19 protein-coding genes are annotated in these 21,104 nt (G+C 63.1%); 9 read left to right on the top strand and 10 right to left on the bottom strand.

Annotation, left to right across the window (positions count from 1 at the left end; translation table 11 throughout):
* The first annotated feature begins 187 nt into the window (after positions 1-187).
* The 5 genes from eat to CXR02_RS08930 are packed head-to-tail and all read left to right on the top strand — an operon-like array spanning position 188 to position 5,974.
* Positions 188-1,636 (top strand): ethanolamine permease, encoded by a 1,449-nt coding sequence (eat, locus tag CXR02_RS08950; protein WP_104061655.1) that lies wholly within the window; start codon positions 188-190, stop codon positions 1,634-1,636.
* A 60-nt stretch (positions 1,637-1,696) separates the two neighbouring features.
* Positions 1,697-3,079 carry a glutamine synthetase family protein gene (locus CXR02_RS08945; protein ID WP_104061654.1) on the top strand — a complete coding sequence of 461 codons (1,383 nt, stop codon included), beginning with the start codon at positions 1,697-1,699 and terminating at the stop codon, positions 3,077-3,079.
* Positions 3,060-3,821, top strand: a complete 762-nt coding sequence (locus tag CXR02_RS08940; RefSeq protein WP_258060879.1) for a gamma-glutamyl-gamma-aminobutyrate hydrolase family protein — start codon at positions 3,060-3,062, stop codon at positions 3,819-3,821. Before CXR02_RS08945 ends, CXR02_RS08940 begins: the two co-directional genes overlap by 20 nt.
* Positions 3,802-5,169, top strand: coding sequence for an aldehyde dehydrogenase (locus tag CXR02_RS08935; RefSeq protein ID WP_104061653.1), 1,368 nt, complete (start codon positions 3,802-3,804; stop codon positions 5,167-5,169). Before CXR02_RS08940 ends, CXR02_RS08935 begins: the two co-directional genes overlap by 20 nt.
* Before the next feature lie 37 nt (positions 5,170-5,206).
* The gene (locus CXR02_RS08930; RefSeq protein ID WP_308470674.1) at positions 5,207-5,974 is read left to right on the top strand and encodes a 3-oxoacyl-ACP reductase; all 768 of its coding nucleotides are present in this window, start codon (positions 5,207-5,209) and stop codon (positions 5,972-5,974) included.
* 127 nt (positions 5,975-6,101) lie between these two features.
* Here the strand turns inward: CXR02_RS08930 and CXR02_RS22355 are convergent, their stop codons facing one another.
* Positions 6,102-6,272: a hypothetical protein gene (locus CXR02_RS22355; protein WP_181037180.1), complete on the bottom strand. Its 171-nt coding sequence runs from the start codon at positions 6,270-6,272 to the stop codon at positions 6,102-6,104.
* A gap of 552 nt (positions 6,273-6,824) precedes the next feature.
* Here CXR02_RS22355 and CXR02_RS08925 point away from each other — a divergent pair.
* A complete protein-coding gene (locus CXR02_RS08925; RefSeq protein ID WP_104061651.1) occupies positions 6,825-8,045 on the top strand; it encodes a DNRLRE domain-containing protein in 1,221 nt (406 codons plus the stop codon).
* Between the two features lie 210 nt (positions 8,046-8,255).
* On the opposite strand, the gene CXR02_RS08920 is transcribed toward CXR02_RS08925, so the two are convergent.
* From CXR02_RS08920 to CXR02_RS08900, 5 genes are all read right to left on the bottom strand, one after another.
* A complete protein-coding gene (locus CXR02_RS08920; RefSeq protein WP_219816403.1) occupies positions 8,256-8,519 on the bottom strand; it encodes a hypothetical protein in 264 nt (87 codons plus the stop codon).
* Positions 8,516-9,319 carry a putative hydro-lyase gene (locus CXR02_RS08915; RefSeq protein ID WP_219816402.1) on the bottom strand — a complete coding sequence of 268 codons (804 nt, stop codon included), beginning with the start codon at positions 9,317-9,319 and terminating at the stop codon, positions 8,516-8,518. The genes CXR02_RS08920 and CXR02_RS08915 overlap by 4 nt, the downstream gene beginning before the upstream one ends.
* A complete protein-coding gene (locus CXR02_RS08910) occupies positions 9,316-10,662 on the bottom strand; it encodes an MFS transporter (protein WP_219816407.1) in 1,347 nt (448 codons plus the stop codon). The genes CXR02_RS08915 and CXR02_RS08910 overlap by 4 nt, the downstream gene beginning before the upstream one ends.
* Before the next feature lie 385 nt (positions 10,663-11,047).
* Entirely contained in the window at positions 11,048-12,091 is a 1,044-nt protein-coding gene (locus CXR02_RS08905) for a hypothetical protein (RefSeq protein ID WP_104061648.1), read from the bottom strand.
* 33 nt (positions 12,092-12,124) lie between these two features.
* Positions 12,125-12,982, bottom strand: coding sequence for a phosphatidylinositol-specific phospholipase C/glycerophosphodiester phosphodiesterase family protein (locus CXR02_RS08900; protein WP_104061647.1), 858 nt, complete (start codon positions 12,980-12,982; stop codon positions 12,125-12,127).
* Between the two features lie 259 nt (positions 12,983-13,241).
* Between CXR02_RS08900 and CXR02_RS08895 the strand changes: the two genes are divergently transcribed.
* The 3 genes from CXR02_RS08895 (at position 13,242) to CXR02_RS08885 (ending at position 16,162) form a co-directional block, all read left to right on the top strand.
* On the top strand, positions 13,242-13,565 hold the full coding sequence (locus CXR02_RS08895; protein WP_104061720.1) for a hypothetical protein: 324 nt from the start codon (positions 13,242-13,244) through the stop codon (positions 13,563-13,565).
* A 90-nt stretch (positions 13,566-13,655) separates the two neighbouring features.
* The gene (locus tag CXR02_RS08890) at positions 13,656-15,020 is read left to right on the top strand and encodes a glutamine synthetase family protein (protein ID WP_104061646.1); all 1,365 of its coding nucleotides are present in this window, start codon (positions 13,656-13,658) and stop codon (positions 15,018-15,020) included.
* A complete protein-coding gene (locus CXR02_RS08885; protein ID WP_104061645.1) occupies positions 15,020-16,162 on the top strand; it encodes an amidohydrolase family protein in 1,143 nt (380 codons plus the stop codon). Before CXR02_RS08890 ends, CXR02_RS08885 begins: the two co-directional genes overlap by 1 nt.
* Before the next feature lie 91 nt (positions 16,163-16,253).
* On the opposite strand, the gene CXR02_RS08880 is transcribed toward CXR02_RS08885, so the two are convergent.
* Genes CXR02_RS08880 through CXR02_RS08865 form a run of 4 tightly spaced genes read right to left on the bottom strand, consistent with a single transcriptional unit; the run spans position 16,254 to position 21,067 of the window.
* Positions 16,254-17,792 (bottom strand): alpha-N-arabinofuranosidase, encoded by a 1,539-nt coding sequence (locus tag CXR02_RS08880; RefSeq protein WP_104061644.1) that lies wholly within the window; start codon positions 17,790-17,792, stop codon positions 16,254-16,256.
* Positions 17,793-17,852: 60 nt separating this feature from the next.
* A complete protein-coding gene (locus CXR02_RS08875) occupies positions 17,853-18,749 on the bottom strand; it encodes a carbohydrate ABC transporter permease (RefSeq protein ID WP_104061643.1) in 897 nt (298 codons plus the stop codon).
* Between the two features lie 2 nt (positions 18,750-18,751).
* Positions 18,752-19,708 (bottom strand): carbohydrate ABC transporter permease, encoded by a 957-nt coding sequence (locus CXR02_RS08870; protein WP_104061642.1) that lies wholly within the window; start codon positions 19,706-19,708, stop codon positions 18,752-18,754.
* Between the two features lie 27 nt (positions 19,709-19,735).
* Positions 19,736-21,067: an extracellular solute-binding protein gene (locus CXR02_RS08865; protein WP_104061641.1), complete on the bottom strand. Its 1,332-nt coding sequence runs from the start codon at positions 21,065-21,067 to the stop codon at positions 19,736-19,738.
* Positions 21,068-21,104: the final 37 nt, after the last annotated feature.

Below are 21,104 nucleotides of genomic sequence, written 5' to 3'. Positions count from 1 at the left end.
TAATCGGTCCAATAACAGGCCTATGGCAGGGGGCCTCATTGAAGCGGGAAAAGCCGCCGCACCGGCCGGAAGCACGGTTGAACCGAGGAAAAGTTCGTCGAGATCAAGGAAACCCTTGACCGCGCTCGTGATCTGGCACACACTGTAACGAGCTTATGGTCTTATTTCATACCAATACCCTTGGACGATGGGAACTACAGTGGCATCCTCTGATTCAGCCCAGCTTACCGACGACAAGCGATATCTCCAGCACCGGCAACTGAAACGCGGGGCCGCGGGATGGATCCTGCTTGCCGGACTCGGAGTTGCCTATGTCATCTCCGGCGACTTCGCAGGGTGGAACCTCGGCCTCGCCCAAGGCGGCTGGGGCGGTCTCCTCATCGCATTTGTTCTCATGGGCGTCATGTACACCTGCATGGCTTTCGGACTCGCCGAGCTATCCTCGGCGCTTCCTGCCACAGGCGCCGGATATGGCTTCGCCCGTCGCGCACTGGGCCCCTTGGGCGGATTCGCCACCGGAATGGCCGTGCTCATTGAATACGCCGTTGCGCCGGCTGCGATTGCCATCTTCATTGGCGGCTATGTTGAAGCGCTGGGACTCTTTGGCCTGACCAACTCCTGGCCGGTGTATCTGGTGACCTACGCTGTTTTTGTGGGCATCCATCTCCGCGGAGTGGGAGAGGCTCTCAAGATGATCTTCGGCATCACCGCAGTCGCCGTCGTCGCCCTGGCCGCCGTCGTCGTGGGCCTGATCCCACATTTCAACGCCCAGAACCTCTTTGACATAGTCCCTGACGGTTCGCCCACCTCGAGCGCTTTTCTCCCGATGGGAATCAGCGGCGCCGTCGGTGCACTCGTGTATGGCATCTGGTTCTTCCTTGCAGTCGAAGGGGTTCCCCTGGCCGCTGAGGAGACGGCCAATCCGAAGAAGGACATGCCGCGGGGCATCATGGTCGCTGTTGTGATCCTGGTCGTCTTCGGGGCCCTGATGCTTGTCCTCGTTCCGGGCGCCGCAGGGTCAGCCGCAATGAGCGAATCCGATAACCCCCTCCCGGAGGCCCTGCGCCTGGCGTACGGTGGCAATACTTTCCTGGCAGACTTCGTCAACTATGCCGGCCTCGCCGGGCTTGTAGCCAGCTTCTTCTCCATCATCTATGCCTATTCCCGCCAGCTCTTCGCGCTGTCCCGGGCAGGGTATCTTCCCAAATGGCTGTCCCTGACAGGCAAACGGAGGACCCCTTATTGGGCACTGATCGTCCCTGGCTCAATCGGCTTCTTGCTGGCAGCAATAACCGGTGACGGCGCACTCCTGATCAACATCGCCGTCTTTGGTGCAACAGTCTCCTATGTCCTCCTGAACCTCTCGCACATTGTGCTGAGGAGGAAGGAACCGGACCTGCCCCGCGGTTACCGGACACCCGGCGGCGTCGCCACCACTTCAATCGCGCTGGTCCTTGCTGCGGTCGCGGTCGTCGCAACATTTGTGGTCGACGTATTCGCCGCCTCCATAACAGCTGCAATCTTCGGCGCGGCGCTCCTCTACTACTGGTTCTACAGCCGGCACCGCATCGTTGCAGGCGCTCCCGAAGAGGAATTCGCGCAGTTGGCTGCAGCCGAGGCCGAACTCAAAAGCTGACGCGTCCCGTCACGGTCCAGACATCTCCCTCATAAATACGATCAAAGTTACGGAAATCAAATGACGAATCAAACAACCGGTACGTCCGCGCAAGGCCAACTCGGCGTCGATGAGCTGAGGGACCTGGTCGCTTCCGGTGACATCGACACCGTTGTCGTCGCCATCACCGATTCCATGGGACGCCTGCAAGGTAAACGCTGCGGGGCAAGGTCTTTCCTCGAAGACGTGCTGGGGCACGGGGCCGAAGGCTGCAACTACCTGCTCAGCGTGGATGTGGAGATGAACACCATTGACGGGTACTCCATGTCCTCGTGGGCGAACGGCTATGGAGACATGGTGATGCGGCCCGACGTCTCCACCCTGCGCCGGGTGCCGTGGCTGGAAGGCACTGCCATGATCCAGTGCGACATCTTCTGGCTGGACGGGCGCCCCGTCTCCCAGTCCCCACGCCAGATCCTGCGCGCGCAGATCGAACGCCTGGAGGACTTGGGATACCGCGCCCATATCGGCACCGAGCTCGAATTCATCATGTTTGACGACACCTACGAAGAAGCATGGGACAAGAAATACGAGGGACTCACCCCCTCAACCCGCTACAACGTGGACTACTCCCTCCTGGCCACGGCAAGACTGGAACCGGTCATCCGAAGCATTCGAACGGGCATGGAAAAGGCCGGCCTGGTCGTTGAATCTTCCAAGGGCGAGTGCAACCTGGGCCAGCAGGAAATCACGTTCCGATACGCAGAAGCGCTTGCTGCGTGCGACAACCACGTCTTCTACAAAAACGGGGCCAAGGAAATCGCCGCCCAACAGGGCAAGAGCATTACGTTCATGGCGAAGTACAACGAACGTGAAGGCAGTTCCTGCCATATCCACTTCAGCTTGACCGACCTGGACGGCAATCCGGTCCTGGCCGGGGATGGCGAGCATGGCTTCAGCCCTGTCATGGGGCACTTCATCGCAGGCCAACTCGCCGGACTGAAGGAGCTGGCCTACTTCGTCGCCCCGAACATCAATTCCTACAAACGCTTCGTAGAAGGCAGCTTCGCTCCCACAGCCATCGCCTGGGGGCTGGACAACCGCAGTTGTGCACTGCGCATCGTCGGCCGCGGTCCCAGCCTTCGGGTGGAAAACCGCGTTGGAGGCGGGGACGTCAACCCTTATCTCGCAGCCGCCGCGCTTATCGCCGCCGCCATCCACGGTATCGAGAATGAGCTCCCCCTCGAACCGATCATGACCGGTAACGCCTACCAGTCCGACGCAGATCGCATACCCACCAACCTGCGGGACTCCCGTGCCCTGCTGACCAACAGCGAGATTGCACGCAAATCCTTCGGCGATGAAGTTGTGGACCACTACGTCTTCGCAGCAGATGTCGAGCTGAAAGCTTTTGACAGCGCAGTAACGGACTGGGAGCGCAAGCGTGTCTTTGAACGGCTCTGATAGCTACCGCCCACGGATCGGGCTGACAACCTACTTTCAGCAGGCTTCCTGGGGCGTTTGGACAGCGGATGCGGCAGTTCTGCCGGGAACCTACGTCCAGGCGGTCGTCGCTGCCGGCGGCACTCCTGTCCTGTTGCCGCCCGTCGGCACTGACCCATCGATCGTGGAGGTCCTCGACGGACTGATCATCTCCGGAGGCAGCGACGTGGGCCCGGAACAGTACGGGGCGCAGCCCCACCGGCTCACCCGCGCCCAACCGGCCAGGGACGTGCACGATATCGCCCTGACCAAGGCAGCCTTGGACGCCGAAGTCCCCCTTTTCGCCATCTGCCGGGGAGCCCAGATCCTCAATGTCGCCATGGGCGGGTCGCTGATCCAGCACATCCCCGATGTGAACCCGGAGGCGGACTACCAACCGGCTCCGGGGGTATACGGCAACGTGGAGTTCACGACGGCGCCGGGCAGCATCAGCCGGCTTCTGCTGGGAGCATCGGCCAGCGCACCTTGTTACCACCACCAGGCCATGGACCGCATCGCTGACGGCCTTTCCGTCACGGCGGCGGCGGCCGACGGCACGGTGGAAGCCCTCGAAACGGCAACGGGCGGATGGGCACTAGGGGTCCAATTCCACCCGGAACAGAATCCCAACGATCTGCGGCTTTTCAATGGGTTCATTGAGGCTGCAACCAACTACCGCAAAAATCGAACGGAGAGCCCCGGCAATGTCCACCAGCACGTTTGACGTACTGAATCCGGCAACGGAAGAGGTAATCGAGACCATAACCCTTGCAACACTTGAGGACACTGACCGGGCAATCGAAAAAGCCGTCCAGGCATTCGAGACCTGGCGCCATGTTGCCCCGGCAGACCGGGCTCTCCTGCTGCGCAGGTTTGCTGCGGCAGTAGACGCCGACCTGGAAAATCTCGCCCAGCTGGAGGTACGCAACGCCGGGCACACCATCGGTAACGCCCGATGGGAAGCAGGGAATGTCCGCGATGTCCTGACGTACTACTCCGCAGCCCCCGAGCGGCACCTGGGCCAGCAGATTCCAGTAGCTGGAGGGGTCAACATCACCTTCAACGAACCCCTTGGGGTCGTTGGGGTAATCGTCCCGTGGAACTTCCCCATGCCCATTGCCGCGTGGGGCTTCGCCCCCGCCCTTGCCGCTGGCAACACTGTCGTTCTGAAACCGGCGGAACTGACTCCGATGACTGCCATCCGGCTCGGACAGCTGGCAGGGGAGGCAGGCCTGCCCGAAGGTGTCCTGCAGATCATCCCGGGCAAGGGCTCAGTCGTCGGCGAACGATTCGTGACCCATCCTGCTGTGCGGAAGGTTGTCTTCACCGGTTCGACCGGCGTCGGTAAGCGGATCATGGCCGGCTGCGCTGAGCAGGTCAAGCCCGTGACCCTGGAGCTGGGCGGCAAGAGCGCCAACATCATCTTCGCGGATTCGGACCTCGAAGCCGCTGCTGCAGCAGCACCCGGAGGCGCCTTTGACAACGCCGGGCAGGACTGCTGCTCCCGCTCCAGAATCCTGGTCCAGGACAGCGTCTATGAAAAGTTCCTCGAGCTCCTGGAACCCGTAGTGAAAGCCCTTCGAGTCGGCGACCCCAGCGACGAGGCTTCGTTCATGGGGCCGCTGATTTCCGCAGCCCAACACCGCACAGTCTCCGGCTTCCTCCCGGACGGCTCATCTGTGGCTTTCCAGGGATCCGCGCCGGACGGCAAGGGGTTTTGGTTCCCCCCCACCGTTCTTACGCCCTCCCGCGAGGACAGGGTAATGCATGAGGAGATCTTCGGCCCCGTCGTGGCAGTCGTTCCCTTCAAGGACGAAGCCGACGCACTCCGACTGGCGAATGACTCGATCTACGGTCTGTCCGGATCCATCTGGACACGGGACATCGGTCAGGCGCTGAGGATGGCGCGAGGACTCGAGTCGGGAAACCTCTCAGTCAACTCCCACTCCTCGGTGCGCTACTCCACACCCTTTGGCGGATTCAAGCAGTCAGGACTCGGACGGGAACTCGGCCCGGACGCCCTGAACGCGTTCACCGAAACAAAAAACGTCTTCATCTCCACCAACCCATAACGTCCTCACCACAAAGGAAGAAAAAATGATTGAAGTAATTTCCAACCGCCTCAAGGGACGCAGCGCTGTCATCACCGGCGGCGCCAGCGGGATCGGGCTCGCCACAGCTCGCCGCTTCGCCGCAGAAGGGGCTCATGTGGTCATCGCAGATCTGGACCCCACCGCTGGGCAGCGGGCTGCCGACGAGGTGGGCGGCCTCTATGTGAAGGTGGATGTCACCAGCGAAGAGGAAGTAAAGAACCTCTACGCCGTCACCAATGAAACGTACGGAAGCGTGGACATCAGCTTCAACAACGCCGGAATCTCGCCGGCAGACGATGCCTCGATCATCGATACGGGGATCGATGCGTGGCGCAGGGTCCAGGAAGTAAACCTGACCTCCGTTTTCTACTGCTGCAAATACGCCCTCCCGTACATGCAGGCACAGGGCAAGGGCTCCATTATCAACACGGCGTCGTTCGTTGCGGTCATGGGTGCTGCCACCTCGCAGATCTCCTACAGCGCATCCAAGGGCGGGGTGCTGGCCATGAGCCGGGAACTCGGCGTCGAATTCGCCCGGCAGGGAATCCGGATCAACGCACTCTGCCCGGGACCCGTCAACACGCCCCTGCTGAAGGAACTCTTCGCCAAGGATCCCGAGAAGGCAGCCCGCCGCCTCGTTCACGTTCCCTTGGGCAGGTTCGCGGAACCGGAAGAACTGGCAGCAGCAGTCGCCTTCCTCGCCAGCGACGATTCATCCTTCATCACCGCCTCAACCTTCCTGGTTGACGGCGGCATTTCAGGCGCTTACGTAACACCCGAGTAACGGCCAGGTCTTCCGCGTGGACCCTATCCCCAAGGCACGTGCGCGGCAGATCGGGGGCGTTGCAGATTACTTAGCGGACGACGGCGGGACCTCCCGCCGTCGTCCGCTCGCGTTGGGTGCCACTCCCCTACAGCGCCGACCAGCCGCCGTCGGACGCGAGGATGGCGCCATTAATATTTGTGCCGTCGACGCTGAGCAGAAAGGTGTTAGTGCGTGAGTTTTGGGTGGTGGATGGCATCGAGGACGGCTTGCTGTTGGTGGCGATGTCGGGGGCGAATCTCTGGGTGGCGCCGTTCACTAATTAGGTATAGGGGTCTTCGCACATTCCTTGGACATACGTATAGGGGATCCGTTGCGCCTTCTTTCGCTTCTGGTCTACGCTTTCGCATATCTGGCATTTACATTTAGCCGTCGTTGTTTCTGGGTCGACGCTTGCTTAACCCAATCGGATACTTTAAATCCCCAATAGAAACAGCGATGAATATGAAAGCTACGTCCGCTGACTTAGTAAAGCCCTCGCCCCCGCCACAAGCATCGCTACGAGTCTGCTCGGTAATTCCGGCCGTGCTTGGGCCGCCGGCAATTACGGCTATCAGAGCATCAGTCATTCAGGCGTTGCCAATCCGCCGAGGTCGGACAAGTCGCAGAGCAAGCTGTGGTGGAACGACGGGTTCTGGTGGGCCAACATGTGGAAGTCCGGCAGCGGGTGGCACATCTACCGGCTGGGCCGCAGCCCGGAGACATGGATGGACCGGCACGAACTTCCCGATTGTTCCTAATGGCGGCGATGTAACAATCGCATGGGACAACGGGTCCAACAAGATTTCTAGGCTTGATAGGGGGCGGGCTGATGTTCTGGCGTAAATGCGTAGCGGTTGCATCATCCATTCTGGTTGGGTTCGCAATCATTACTCCGACAACGGCAAGCGCCGCAACGACGATCTCGCCGACCATAGACACATACGTACAGGCGGACGAGGCGACTACCAACTTTGGGGCTAGCGTCCGTTTGTCCACAGAGGGCCGTGCGAACATCTGGCGGAACACACTCCTACGGTTCAATGTTCCAGTTCCCGCTGGCGAACATGTTGTTTCGGCTAAACTACGGGCATATTCGGAGGCATCCACAACTTCCACTGAGTTCGTGGATGTTTTCACTACGTCTGGCGGCTGGACCGAGACGGGAGTTACCTGGAATAACGCACCAGTACGCGGGACGTGGCTGGGGAAGGCTGGCGGGTTCGCTACCGGCTCGTGGGTTGAATGGGATGTTACTAAGGGCGTTAGCGCAAAGGGTGGCGAGCAGAACTTCAAGCTGGAAAGCAACGCGCAGAAGTGGATCGGATTCAAGTCGAAGGAGTCTTCTTCCGCCCTGCGTCCAAGGCTGGTGGTGACGACCGCGCCTGACACGGTAACACCTACCGAGGCGGCCATAGTCCATGGTTGGGGCACGCGTGTAACTGGCGACGAGTTCAATTACACAGGTGCGCCGGATGCCACGAAGTGGATTGTTTACAACAGCGCCGGGCACGCGGGCAAGGGTATGCGGAGTCCACAGCAGGTTACCGTGGACGGTTCCAAAATGGTCATGACTGGAACTCCGGACGGCACGACCGCTGGAATGGGCGCGAAGTTCGCAAACCAGAAGTACGGGCGGTGGGAAGTCCGCGCGGCCGGGTCCGGTGATAATGAGTACCATATGGTGTCCATCCTGTGGCCGGATAGTGAGAATTGGCCCTGTGACGGCGAAGTTGACTACGCGGAGACGACTGGTGACTGGAACCTCATCACGTTCTTCCACCACTATGGATGTTCGAACTCGCAGACGTCGGCGTCCAGGGCTTTGGACGTTACTCAGTTCCACAACTACGCGGTTGACTGGTCTCCGAATGGGATCGTCGGCTACGTCGATGGGGTGAAGTGGTTTGAGGACAACAACTCCGCGCACCAGCCTCCCGGTTCGATGCACCAGACGCTACAACTGGACTGGTTCCCAGACAGCACTGCTAATGGCGCTGGCGAGATGCGAGTGGATTGGGTTCGCGCGTATACGGCGGCTGGAACGGCCTAGACCTACACCCTGACCCGGCTGCCGGGCGAGACCCGGTTACGCAGCCCCCGTGGCGGCCATCGCGCTGCGGCTGATCGCCGAGCATCCCGAACTGGCCAGCCGGAGTTACAGGTCGGCCGCCGGGGTGCTGCGCCTGCCGTAGCACCCCGATTAAACTCAGGCGGACGACGGCGGGAGGCACCCGCCGTCGTCCGCTTGAGTTTGCGGCAATTACTGCCTGTGGTGTTCGGCAGTGGCCACGCGGGCCTCGCGCGAATCCGTCTTGTTTGCCGGGAGGCCTGTGTACGTCCACACGCAGGGCCGGCCGGAATCGCTCGGAATGAGCTGGCCCTCGTAGAGCTGAATGCTCGCTCCCGTGGGGCTCCGCCAGACGCCGGTCAGCTCGCAGTGTGTTCCGGTGGCCTGCTGGCGTGGCACCGACAGGTTGATGACGCGGCGGGCCCGTTTCTCGGCCACGGGAAGTCTCCGCTTCACGATGGCTCTCCCGCCGGTTCCCGGTAGGTGCTTTCGGGAACATCAGTGATGAACATGTGCCCGGGAGCGTGGCTGATGGCGAAGGATGGCCTGGATGCCATCACTGCGCTCTGCGGTGTCACGCCGCAGGCCCAGAAAACCGGCACCTCCCCTGGCCGGATCTCCACCGCATCCCCGAAGTCGGGGCGGTTGATGTCGGCAATGCCCAGATCCTCCGGTGACCCGACATGGACCGGGCCGCCGTGGACCTTCGGCACTTCCGACGTAACCCTGATGGCGGTTTCAACCAGCTCGGGCAGCATCGGACGCATGGAGACCACCATGGGGCCGTGGATCCGTCCGGCAGGAATGCACTGGACGTTTGTGCGGTACATGGGCACGTTGCGGCCGGTTTCGGTGTGCCGCAGCGGGATCCCTTCGCTGGCCAGCGCGGCCTCGAAGGTGAAGCTGCAGCCGATGAGGACGCCCACCATGTCGTCACGCCAAACAGACGCGACGTCGGTGAGCTCCTCAGCCAGTTCGCCCTCCACCCACACCCGGTAGGCGGGGATATCGGTGCGGATATCGGAGCCGGGCGCCAGAGCGCTTTCATACTGTCCCGCCGGAATGACGTCGATGACGGGGCAGGCTTTGGGGTTCAGCCGGCAGAATTCGATGAATTCAGCGGCGTAGTCGGCCGTCACCGCTATCAGGTTCGCCTGGGTGTAGCCGTCGCTCCAGCCGGAGGTGGGGGCGACCAGGCCGTTGCGGAACTTGAGGCGTGCGTCGGCGGGGGACAGGAGGGCGTGTGGCTGGCTCACTTGGACTCCACAAGTTCAGCCCGTGCCTGCCCGGCCTGCAGGTATTCCTCATCCTCGGCAACGTTGGAGTCGCGGCCCAGGGCCAGACCCACCAGGGTCAGCAGGCAGGCGACGCTGAGGTAGATGGCAACCGGGACCCAGCTGTCATAGGTGCTCAGCAGGAGGGTGAACATAAACGGGGCGATCGCGCCGCCGATGATTCCGGCGAACGTGTAGGCCAGTGAGCTGCCGGTGGAGCGGAGCCGCGGCGAGAACTGCTCGACGACGAACGCTGCCTGGGGTCCGTACATAAACGAGTGGCAGAGCAGGCCCAGCACGATGCCCACGATCAGCATGACCGGGGACCGTCCCTCGAGGACGATGAAGAACAGGTAGGCCCAGACGGCGGCGCCAACTGCGGCGATTCCGTAGACCAGGCGGCGGTTGATGCGGTCGGAGATGGCGCCGGCGAGCGGCATGGTGAAGATCTGGAGGGCTGACCCGATCAGGACGGCGACGAGCACCTGGCCGCGGTCGAAGCCGAGCTCCTGGATGCCGTAGGTGAGCGTGAAGACGGTGCACATGGCGTACAGAACGTCCGGGCCGATGCGGCTGAGCATGGCGGCGATGAGGGGCCGGCGCTGGGTGGCCAGCACCTCGCGGATGGGGGCCTTGGGCTTGTCGCCCCGGGCCTCCATGGCCTTGAAGATGGGGGTGTCTTCGAGCTTGAGCCGGATCCAGAGCCCGAAGGCCACCAGCAGCGCGGAGATCAGGAAGGCGATGCGCCAGCCGAAGCTCAGGAAGTCTTCTTCGGACAGGGTCAGGGTGAGGACGGCGAGTGCGCCGTTGGCCATGAGGTTGCCGGCGGGCGGGCCGATCTGTGCGGCAGAGGCCCAGAATCCGCGCTTGTTCGGGTCGCCGAATTCGCTGGAAAGCAGCACCGCGCCGCCCCATTCGCCGCCGACGCCAACGCCCTGGGCGAAGCGCAGGAACACGAGGATGGCGGGGGCGATGACGCCGATGTTGTCATACGTGGGCAGCAGGCCGATGAGGAAGGTGGCCACACCGATCAGCATCAGCGTAATGACCAGGATCTTCTTGCGGCCGATCTCGTCCCCGAGCCGTCCGAAGATGATGCCGCCAACGGGACGGGAAATGTAGCCCACGGCGTAGGTGGAGAAGGCCAGCAGGGTGCCCGTGACGGGGTCCGCGGCCGGGAAGAAGATGAGCGGGAAAACGATCGCAGCCGCGGCGGAGTACACGGCGAAGTCGTAGAACTCCAGCGCGGTTCCGGTCAGGCTGGCCGCGAATGCCTTGTACATGTCCTTGCGCGCCACCGGGGGCTTTGCGTCAACGGGGGCCATTGCTTGGGGAGTGGCCATGTTAATCCTCCATGAAGAGAGTTGATGTCATCCGAGTGCGGGATGGATGGTGCTGGTGCCTGCTTCTGTCCTCGCCTGCGGCGTTGCAGGGTGGGACATTTGGGCGTTTAGGCGGCTTGCCGTCAGGGTGGCTGCGGAAGTCGGAAATTTGCGGCGATCGTTGGATTGTTGAACAATCCTCTTGTTGAACAAGCTACGCGACGCAGATCACACCGTCAAGGGGTTCATGGGATTCAGACGCCGCCGGCAGTTCCGGAGTTGAGGGCGCGGGGCATCGCAGGAGGGGTCGGGCGTTGGGCTACTTCGAGGGCAGGGTAAAGCGGACGACGGCGGGAGGCTCCCGCCGTCGTCCGCTTCCGTCTGGTGCCTACTGGCTGAAGGGGACCTTCTCCCAGCTCAGGACGTCGTCGCTGTCGCTGCTGTTGCCGGCGACGGTGAACCTGACGTAGTTGGTGGCGTTGGCCGATCCGTCCACGGTGATGCGCTGCAGGTCATCCGCGGCGGGCTGGCCGTAGACCTCCAGCCATGGTGAGCCTTCCGCCAGCGGCTGGTTCTCGGCAAAGACGTGGCTGTCGCCGTTGATGAGATAGACCGGGCGGTCAAAGCTGTTGGTCTCTTCAATGATGGCCGCAACGATCTCCCGGAACCCGGAGACCGTTTCCGGGTTGGCAGTGGCCGCGGCGAGCAGCGAGGGATCAAACATGTCGGCCTGTGTCATGAGCACCACGGCGCGGTCGTTGCGGCGCTCGGCGTCACTGAAAGTGTCGCGGATCTGGTCCAGGACCGCATCCGTCCGGTGCTCAACTTCGGCCAGCTGCTCGGGCGTGGGTGTGGTTTCGCCCAGGCCGCTCCATGGAAGCAGCGAGTTGTTGCTGCCCTGGACGTTCACCACGGAGAAGGCCACGCGGTTCTGGGTGAAGCGGACATTTTCCGGAAGCCCAAGGTTCTCCTGGGTCTTGACCGGCATGGTGGCGCCCAGGGTCTTGCCGGGCTCGTCGAAGAAGACCTCCCGCAGCTTGTCCAGCCGTTCCAGCGGGTTGTAGGCGCCGTTGTTGGTGCGGTGGCAGTCCACCCACTCGTTGTCGCCCGGGGTGAAGACCAGCGGGTGCTCGAAGGTGTCGAACTGGGAGCGGATGTTGGCGAAGTACTCGTCTGAGCACACCGAGGAGCCGTTCTTGATGTCGCCCACGTGGGTGACGAACTTCAGTGCGCCGTCGGCGTTGATGTCCTGGATGCGGGACGGGAATTTGGCGATTTCTGCGGCGCCGTAGGGGATGTCGCCGATGACGCCAAAGGTGAACGCCTCGCTGTAGGACGTGTTATCGGCTGCGATGGCGGGCTGGGACGCAAGGAGGCCGAGCGCCAGGACGGCCGCCGCCGCCGTCGTCGTTTTGAAGGTCTTGGAAGGCATAGAGGTGTTCCTGTCTCGGTTGAGTGGGGGCGGTTAGAGCGTGCGGGCGGCGAGGAACTGCTGCAGCGCGGAAAGGTCGTCGGTGTTGATGTGGTCCACGCCGGCGTCGAACAGTTCGTTCCAGACAGCTTCGCGTGCGGCGCCAGGCTGGTCAGGGGTGGCCCAGAAGCGGACCCGGTAGCCGTTGGCGTGGGCGTCAGTCACGTATGCCTGGAGCTTGGTGCGTTCGGCCTCGGGCATGGGGCCCACGCCCTGCCAGGTGAAGAGCTTGGTCCAGTTGTCGCTGATTAGCGGCATCAGCCCGGCAGGCATGCCGGAGGTGAGGTTGGCGGGGCGTCCGTCATAGAAGCCGAACCGCTTTTCCTGCGCCTGCATGGTGGCCAAGGGGCGGTTTCCGCTGATGACGGCGGTGACGGGCCCGGTTTTGGTGGTGCCGTTGCTGTAGCGGCTCATGATGTCCCGGTGCTCGGCCAGTTCCTGCTCGATGGCGGCGTAGGTGGCCTCGCCTTCACTCTTGATGTCGATCAGGAGCTGCAGGCTGCCGTCCCAGTGGGGGTAAACGCTGTGGCCCTGGTTCCGCACCAGCTCGTCCAGCGGATCGAGGTAGAGGCTCTCGAGCGTTACTCCGGGCTTGGCATCCTCAAGGTCGTGGGCCACCAGAAGTTCGCCGTCCACCAGCCACACGTCTGCCTCAACGCTGGTGAATCCATGCTCCAGCGCATCGAACAGGGGACGGTGGTGCTCATAGTCGTTGTGGGCATGGGCTGCGGCCAGCGGCTGTCCGAGGACCACGGACGACGGCGCGTTGGCGGGATTTGCGGCCGGCGGGGCGGCGACTCCGGTCAGGGAGGTGAGGGCTGCGAGGGCTGTGACGGCGCTTTTCAGGAACACGGGGTTCTCCTTGGTACAGCAGGGTCGGTTCATTTCCCAGGCGATGGGGGCGCTGGGCGGCGGTGTGTGAAAAGACTTCCTGCTGCCGGAGAACGGGCGTTGCGCCAACGGTTTCGGGGCGGTGAACAGGAGGCGTCGGGTTGGCAGCGCCTCTGCAGGGGGTTACCGCTTAGGCAAATGGCGTCTGTTTGGGAGACCGCACGGATCAGCAGGCATAAGCTAATTGAAAGAACGTCTCTTCCAACGCCGGGAGGTCATCGTGGACACTGAAACCGCCGATGTTATCGATCATGATGTCACCACCATCACCTGCGTATGCGGGAACACCGTCAGCAAGGACGGGTTGATTCAGGCGAACTCAGAAGGCATCCCGGTCTTCAGCGGAGAGAACAGGCCGGTCCCTGCGGAACTGGCGGAATGGCCGGCGGATGGGGAGCTCTACACCCTGTGTCCCTCATGCGGCCGCGTGTACCGTGACTCGGTCATCGAGGAGACGGGGACCGCACCCGTTGCTTTCCGGGTCGACGTCAGCGCCGGCCCAATGGCCGAGGCCATCCGGGTCCACTGGAACCTCAGCACGTAGCCCAGCCCGCGTCCTCAGAGGCCAGAACCTGGCGGAGCGGCAGACCTTCCGAACCTTTCATTGGACGGGGAGGGGCCGCATGATAGGCGCATGACTGAAATCGCATCAGCCGACGAATCCGCTGTTGCCAAGGCTCAGCGCGAGCTCGAAGCGGCCGGCGTCCGCACCGTGATCGGCACGGTGGTGAATGCTTCGGGCATCACCCTCGCCAAGAGCGTTCCGTTAGCCCGGCTCAAAGCCTTCCACCAATCCGGGATGGGCGCTGCCCCCGTCTGGCATGTCTTCACCATCGACGGCGGGATAGCGTTCACGGACAGCATCACCCCCGTTGGCGATATGCGCCTCAAGATCGATATCGGGGGACTCCGTGTCCTGCAGGCTGGCCGGGCATGGGCACCGGGCAGCCTTTTCGAACAAGACGGGGCCGCGTCTCCGGCGTGTGCCCGCGGCCTTCTGGCCGGTGTCCACGGCAGCCTCGACGAGGCCGGATATCAGGCACTCGTGGGCCACGAACTTGAATTCTTCCTCGTCGCCCCGGACGGTTCAGCACTGGAAACCACACCCTGGGTTCCGTACGGGGCAACCGGCCTCCTGGACCGATCGGAATTCCTCGATGATCTGCTGTCGGTGCTGAACCATGCCGGCATTCCGATGGAACAGATCCACGCCGAGTACGGCAGGAACCAGTTCGAGTTTTCGCTTCCCCCTGCTTCGCCGGTTCAGGCAGCGGACACCGTGGTCGTTGCCAAGATCATCGCTGGCATCGTCGCCCGGGCCCACGGCATGCAGGCCTCGTTCTCCCCGCTGCCCTTTCCCGGCACCGTCGGAAACGGAGCCCACCAGCACTTTTCGTTCCACAAGAACGGTCTGCCGCTGTTCTCCGGCGGCAGCGGACCGCACGGCATCTGCCCCGAGGGAGGCGCGGCCATTGGCGGAATCATCGCAGGACTGCCCGATATCCAGGGTTTCCTCACGGGATCAATCTTGTCCGGAAGCCGATTGGCACCCGGCACGTGGTCAGGCGCCTACTTATGCTGGGGCCTGGAAAACCGGGAGGCCTCGGTGCGTTTTCTGATCGAGGGCAACAGCAATCCGCATGGAGCCAACGTCGAGGTGAAAATCGTCGACCCGTCGGCAAACGTGTATCTGGCCTCCGCAGCCATCCTCGCGCTCGCCCTTGACGGCATCCGTACCGGGCGCAGGCTTCCGGCAGAGATCCCAGGTGACCCCGGACGCCTTTCGGAAGACGAGCGGCACCGGGCCAACGTCCGGCTGCTCCCAAACTCCCCCACCGCCATCATCGACACGCTGGACACGTCACGCCTTGCACGCGGGCTTCTCGGAGACGCGATCGTCGATGCCACCGTGGCCGTCCGGCGCTACGAACAGCGAATCGCCGCGGACCTCTCGCCGGACGAGCTTGCTGAACGCTTTCGACTTGCCTGGTCGATCTGATGGCGGGCGGTTCTTTCCCGGACTTCGTCGAACAAATCAGGCTGATTGATCACCACGTGCATGGCGCGTTCCACGCTGACGGTGATGAGACACGCTTTCAGAACTCGCTCAACGAGGGAAACACCGAACCACTGGCCAAGCCCGAGGACACCTATAACACCCAAATCGGGCTCGCCATCCGGCGCTGGTGCAGCGGCATTCTGGATTTGCCGCGGCACGCTTCACCAGCGGACTACTGGAGCCGGCGCTCCGAGCTTGGAGAACTCGAGGTGTGCCGTCGCATGACCCGCGCTGCCGGTGTGAGCGACTGGCTGATCGATACAGGATTAGATGCCGCTGACTACCTCGGCACGGCGGGCATGGCCGACGTCTCCGGTGGGCGGACCCACGAGATCGTTCGGCTGGAACGGGTCGCCGAGTCGCTGCTCCGGGAGATCGCCGATCCGGCGGATTACGTCGACGAGTTCGGTCAGCGGCTTCAAGACCTCACCCGCAGCGCCGTGGGCGTCAAAACAGTTCTCGCCTACCGTGCCGGATTCGACCAGGATCTCAGCCGACCTGCACCGGCTGCGGTGGTTGAAGCGGCCCGCCGCTGGCAGGAGAACGCGCGCGCCGGCAGCAACGCGAAGGTCACTGACGTGACACTTATTGCCCACGGGATCTATACGGCGGTGTCGATGAAGCTTCCGCTGCAATTCCATGTGGGATTCGGTGACCGCGACCTGGACCTCCACAGGACCAATCCCCTGTACCTCTTGGATTTTCTGCGGTCCCCCGAAGTCCGGGACACACCCATCATGCTGCTCCACTGCTATCCGTTCGAGCGCGAAGCCGGCTATTTGGCCCACGCCTTTGAAAACGTCTACATCGATGTGGGCCTGGCCGTGAACTTCACCGGGTCACGGAGCCGGGGTCTGGTGGCCCGCTCATTCGAACTGGCTCCCTTCACAAAAATCCTGTACTCCTCCGATGCGTTGGGCCCGGCCGAACTTCACTACCTCGGCGCGAGACTGTGGCGCAACGCAATCACCAAGGTAGTGGGCGGATGGATCGACGACGACGACTGTTCCGACGCGGACGCCCGCAAGATCGTGCAACTCGTCGCACACGACAACGCCCGCCGTGTGTACGCGCTCCCGTGAGCGCCGGATGCGTCCCCAGGCCCGGAACCTGGCAGAGCGGACGACGGCGGGAGGTCCCGCCGTCGTCCGCTCAGAATTGGTGCGGCAAGGGTCAGTTCTTGACGACCTCCAGCTCAATCACGGCCCAGGACAGCGCCGGCAGCGTGAGCCGGAGTTCGGAGCCGCTCGCCTTCGCGCCTTCCAGCGGCTTGAGCCCCACCTGGTTCGGACTGCTTTGGGTATTGGCCGTGAAACGGTCCCCGCCTTCCGGAATTTCCAAGACCTCGGCACGGACCACCCGGCGGGCGTCGAACCCGCGCAGGGCGACCTCGACGTCGGCTGCCTCCTCCAGGCCGCGGTTCGCGAAGAACAGTGCCACGCGCCCCGTTTCCTCGTTCCACGTTGCGCTGACGTCCACCAGGTCGGTGCCGCCGAAACGGGCGTTTTCGTACTTGTCCGAGTCAACCGAGAGCCGCAGGATCTGGCCCTTGGCCAGCTCCGCCATCCGGGCGAACGGGTGGAAGATGGTCTGCTTCCAGGCCGGACCGTTCTCCTCCGAAAGGATCGGTGCGATGACATTGACCAGCTGCGCCTGGTTGGCGATCTTGACGCGGTCGCCGTGGCGGAGCAGCGAGTTCAGCAGGGTTCCCACCACCACGGCGTCCGTCACGTTGTACTTGTCCTCGATGACCCGGGGGTGCTCGCGCCAGCCCGCCTTGGCGACGTTGTGCGGCTGGTCCTCAGAATCCAGGCCGCGCTGGTACCAGACGTTCCACTCGTCGAAGGACAGGTTGATGTGCTTTTTGTGCTTGCCCTTGGCACGCACGGCGTCGGCGGTGGCGATCACGGATTCGATGAAGTAGTCGGTGTCCACTGCGCTGGCGAGGAAGCTGCCGACGTCGCCCTCGTGCTCCTGGTAGTAGGCGTGGAGGGAGACGTAGTCCACCTCGTCGTAGGTGTGCGTCAGGACCGTCTGCTCCCAGTCGCCGAACGTCGGCATGGCGGAGCTGGAACTTCCGCAGGCCACCAGTTCGATGTCCGGGTCCACGAAGCGCATGGCCTTGGCGGCTTCCTGGGCCAGACGGCCGTATTCCTCAGCAGTTTTGTGGCCGATCTGCCACGGCCCGTCCATCTCGTTGCCCAGGCACCAGAGCTTGATGTCGAACGGATCCTTGTGGCCGTTCTTGGCGCGGAGGTCGGACCAGTAGGTGCCGCCGGGGTGGTTGGCGTATTCCACAATCTCGCGGGCTGCGTCCACTCCCCTGGTACCCAGGTTGATGGCTTCCATGATTTCCGTGCCGGCCTGGCGGGACCAGTCCACGAATTCGTGCAGGCCGAACGCGTTGGTTTCCACGGTGTGCCAGGCGCCGTCCAGCCGGCGGGGACGGTTCTCCCGCGGGCCGATGCCGTCTTCCCAGTTGTAGCCGGAGACGAAGTTGCCGCCGGGGTACCGGATGACGGTGGCGCCGAGCTCCTTGACGAGCTTGAGCACGTCCTGGCGGAAGCCGTTCTCGTCGGCCTCCGGGTGGCCCGGCTCGTAGATGCCGGTGTAGACGCAGCGGCCCATGTGCTCCACGAAGGAGCCGAACAGGCGGCGGGGGACTTCGCCGATGGTGAAGTCGCGGTCGAGGGTGATCCGTGCGCGGGACATGTGCGGTATCTCCTTGGTTGTGGTTCAGGTCTTTTGGTGGGTGGTCAGTAAGGTGCCGGATCAGGTTCCGGCGAGTCCCGTCGTCGCGACGCCCTTGATGATCTGGCGCTGGAAGAACAGGAAGACGAGGATGAGGGGCAGCGCCGCGAGGAGCGCGGAGGCCATGTTCTGCGCGTACTGGATGCCGTACGCGCTCTTGATGGTCTGCAGCCCCACCGGAAGGGTGAGGAGCGCGCCGTCGTTCGTTGCGATGAAGGGCCACAGGAAGTTGTTCCACGCGCCAATGAACACGAAGATCGCGACGGCGGCCAGGATGGGCCGGGACAACGGCAGGATGATCTGGGTGAAGATCCGCAGGCGGCTGGCACCGTCCATCACGGCGGCTTCCTCGAGTTCGCGGGGAATCTGGTCGAAGAACTTCTTGAGCACAAACACCATGGCCGGGTGGATGACCTGCGGCAGGATGATGGCCCACGACGTATCGATCAGGTGCAGCGCCAGCATCTGATAGAAGAGCGGGATGATGAGGACCGGCGGCGGGATGATGATCGAGGCAATGATCACCGTCATCAGCACCTTCTTGCCCTTGAAGTCGATCCGGGAGAGGGCGTAGGCCACCAGCGCCGAGATCACCAGTGTGATCGCCGTGATGGCCGCCGAGGTGTAAAACGAGTTCCAGGTCCAGAGCGGGATGTTGCCGTCCTGGAACACCTTGACGAACGCTTCAGCGGTAAAGCCCGACGGCGGCATCCAGCTGACCTTCGGAGCTGCGGCATCCGTCTCGGTCTTGAACGCGGTGGCCGTGGCCCAGGCGAACGGAACCAGCCACAGCACGGCGATGAACGCCGCAACTGCGAGCGCGGCGATCTTGCCTGCGGTCATCTTCTTGCGCGGGCGGCGGAGCCCTTCGCTCGTGCTGGTGCGTGCGGCGGGACGGGTGAGGGTAGGGGTTGCCATGGTTATGCACTCCTGCGGCGGGTGACGGCGAACTGCATGACCGAAACGAGCACGATCAGTCCGAAGAAAATGTAGGAGATGGCTGCGGAGTACCCCAGCCGGTAGCCGGTGAAGCCGGTTTCAAAGATGTACTGCACCACCGGGCGGGTTGATCCTCCGGGCCCGCCGGCGGTCATCTGGTACACCTGATCGAAGATCTTCAGGGACGCGAGGATCTGCAGGAGCACGATCATCACCGTGGTGGGGGTCAGCTGCGGCAGCGTGATCGAGAAGAACTGCCGCCAGGCTCCGGCGCCGTCCAGGGACGCTGCCTCGTAGTGCTGTGCGGGGATGTTCTGCATCGCGGCCAGGTACAGCAGGAAATTGAACCCCACGGTCCACCACAGCGTGGCGATGACGATCGCCCACATGGCCACGTTGGGATCGTTGAGCCAAGCGACTTTGGGGATGCCCATCTTGGAGAGGGAGTCATTGATCAGGCCAAGCTGCGGGTTGTACATCCAGGTGAAGAACAGCGAGACCACGGTGGAGGCCAGCAGGTACGGGGCAAAGTAGGAAAGCCGCCACAGCCACTGGGCCGGCAGCCCCACGTTCAGCAGGGCCGCCATCACCAGGGCCACCAGGACCAGGGGGACGGTGCTGATGACGGTGAAGTAGAGCGTGTTTCCCAGGGAGCGCCACATGTCGGCGTCGGCCAGGGCCTCGGCGTAGTTCGCGAAGCCGAGCAGGCTGTCATTGGCGCCGGTCAGGGACTTGCCCGTGAGGCTCATGTAGAAGCCGTAGAGAATGGGCCACACCAGGAAGACCAGGAAGAAGACCAGGAACGGGGTGGCGAATCCCCAGCCGCTCAGGTTGCTCCTGGTCCGGCTCTGTGAGGGGCGGCGCGTTGGTTGGGGTGGGGTCGCTGTGGCGATGTCCGGCTGGCCGGTGCTGCGCCGGGACGCTAGTGAAGAACTCATGAAGGACTCCTTTGTCGCTCGGTGCGGTTAGACCGGGTTGGGCCGGGAAAGAAGGGTGTTGGTGCGGCGCTCAAAGGCGTCCCAACCTGCGGCCGCCTTGTCGCGGCCCAGGAACACGTTCTGGACGTTCTCCGCAAAGTACGTCTGCCAGTCAGAGCCCGAGCCGCTGAACCAGGCTTCGGGATCGTAGGCGATGATCTCCGCTGCGTTGGCGTAGTGGATCTGCGGCGTGAGGTCGCGGTAGGCCTGCGACTGGACCACGGGCTGGTAGGCCGGAATGTGCCCGGCTTCGGCCCAGGAGATTGATCCTTTGAGGACATCGCTCACGAACTTGTAGACATCCCGCCGCTTCGCGTCATCCACATTCAGTTGCCGCGGCAGGACGAACGAGTGCGAGTCTGCGTAGGCTGCCGGCGTTCCGTACAGCGTGGGAATGGTGGCGGCGTCCACCGGAAGTCCGGCTTTCTTGAGCGTGGGCAGTTCCCACACTCCGCTGAACAGCATTCCCGAGTCGCCGCGGGCGAACTCTGCGATGCCCGTGCTGATGTCGCCGGCCTTGGCAGCGATGGTGTCGTCAAAGAGCGATGCCATGAATTCCAGGGACTCAATCGCGGCGTCGCGGTCCACTTTCATCGGCTGGCCCGGGATGAGTTCCATGTCCGCGCCGTGCTGCTTGTAGAGCGTGTAGAAGAGCCGCCACATCTGGGAGCCGCTGCCGAGGTAACCGAAGGACAACCCATGGGCCTGGGTGACCTTCTGCATTTCCCTGGCCATGGCCATGAACTCCTGCGGAGAAGTTACTTCCTGCAGTTGTCCGTTGCCGCCGAGGACGCCGGCTTTGCTGGCGATGTCCGTGTTGTAGAACATAACGAACGGGTGCGAATCCAGGGCGATGGAGAACACCTTGCCTTTTTGCTGGCTCTTCTCCCAGATGCGCGGCGCAAAGTTTTCCGCGGTGACGCCGTGCTCGGCCAGCAGGTCCAGGTCCCAGGGGTCGATGAGCCCGCCGGGGGCGTATCCGGGAACCCGGCTGGCGTGCATGATCGCCACTTCCGGTGGCCGCCCGCCGGCCGATGCCATGGCCAGTTTGGTGTAGTACGGCGGGCCCCAGGCCAGGACCGTGGGTTGGACCTTGAAGCCGGGGTTGGCCTGGTTGGCGCTGTTGATCATGGCCTGCATTTTGATGCCGTCACCGCCGGACAGCAGGTGCCAGAACCCGATGTCCCGCGGGCCAGAGGCTTGGGCATTTCCGCCGCAGCCCGTCAGTCCGCCCGCTACCAGGACACTGCCCAGGGCTGCCGTTCCTGTCATTAACTGCCGTCGGGACACATGCTTCCCGAAAAATTCAAACTGCTTCACCCGTCACTCCTTTGGATGGGTCCGCGGAAAGGTCACT

The sequence above is a fragment of the Arthrobacter sp. 4R501 genome (assembly GCF_002929755.1).
GTDB lineage: Bacteria > Actinomycetota > Actinomycetes > Actinomycetales > Micrococcaceae > Arthrobacter.
The sequence above is the reverse complement of the archived record's forward strand: the minus strand, read 5'-3'. Positions and strand labels throughout refer to the sequence as shown.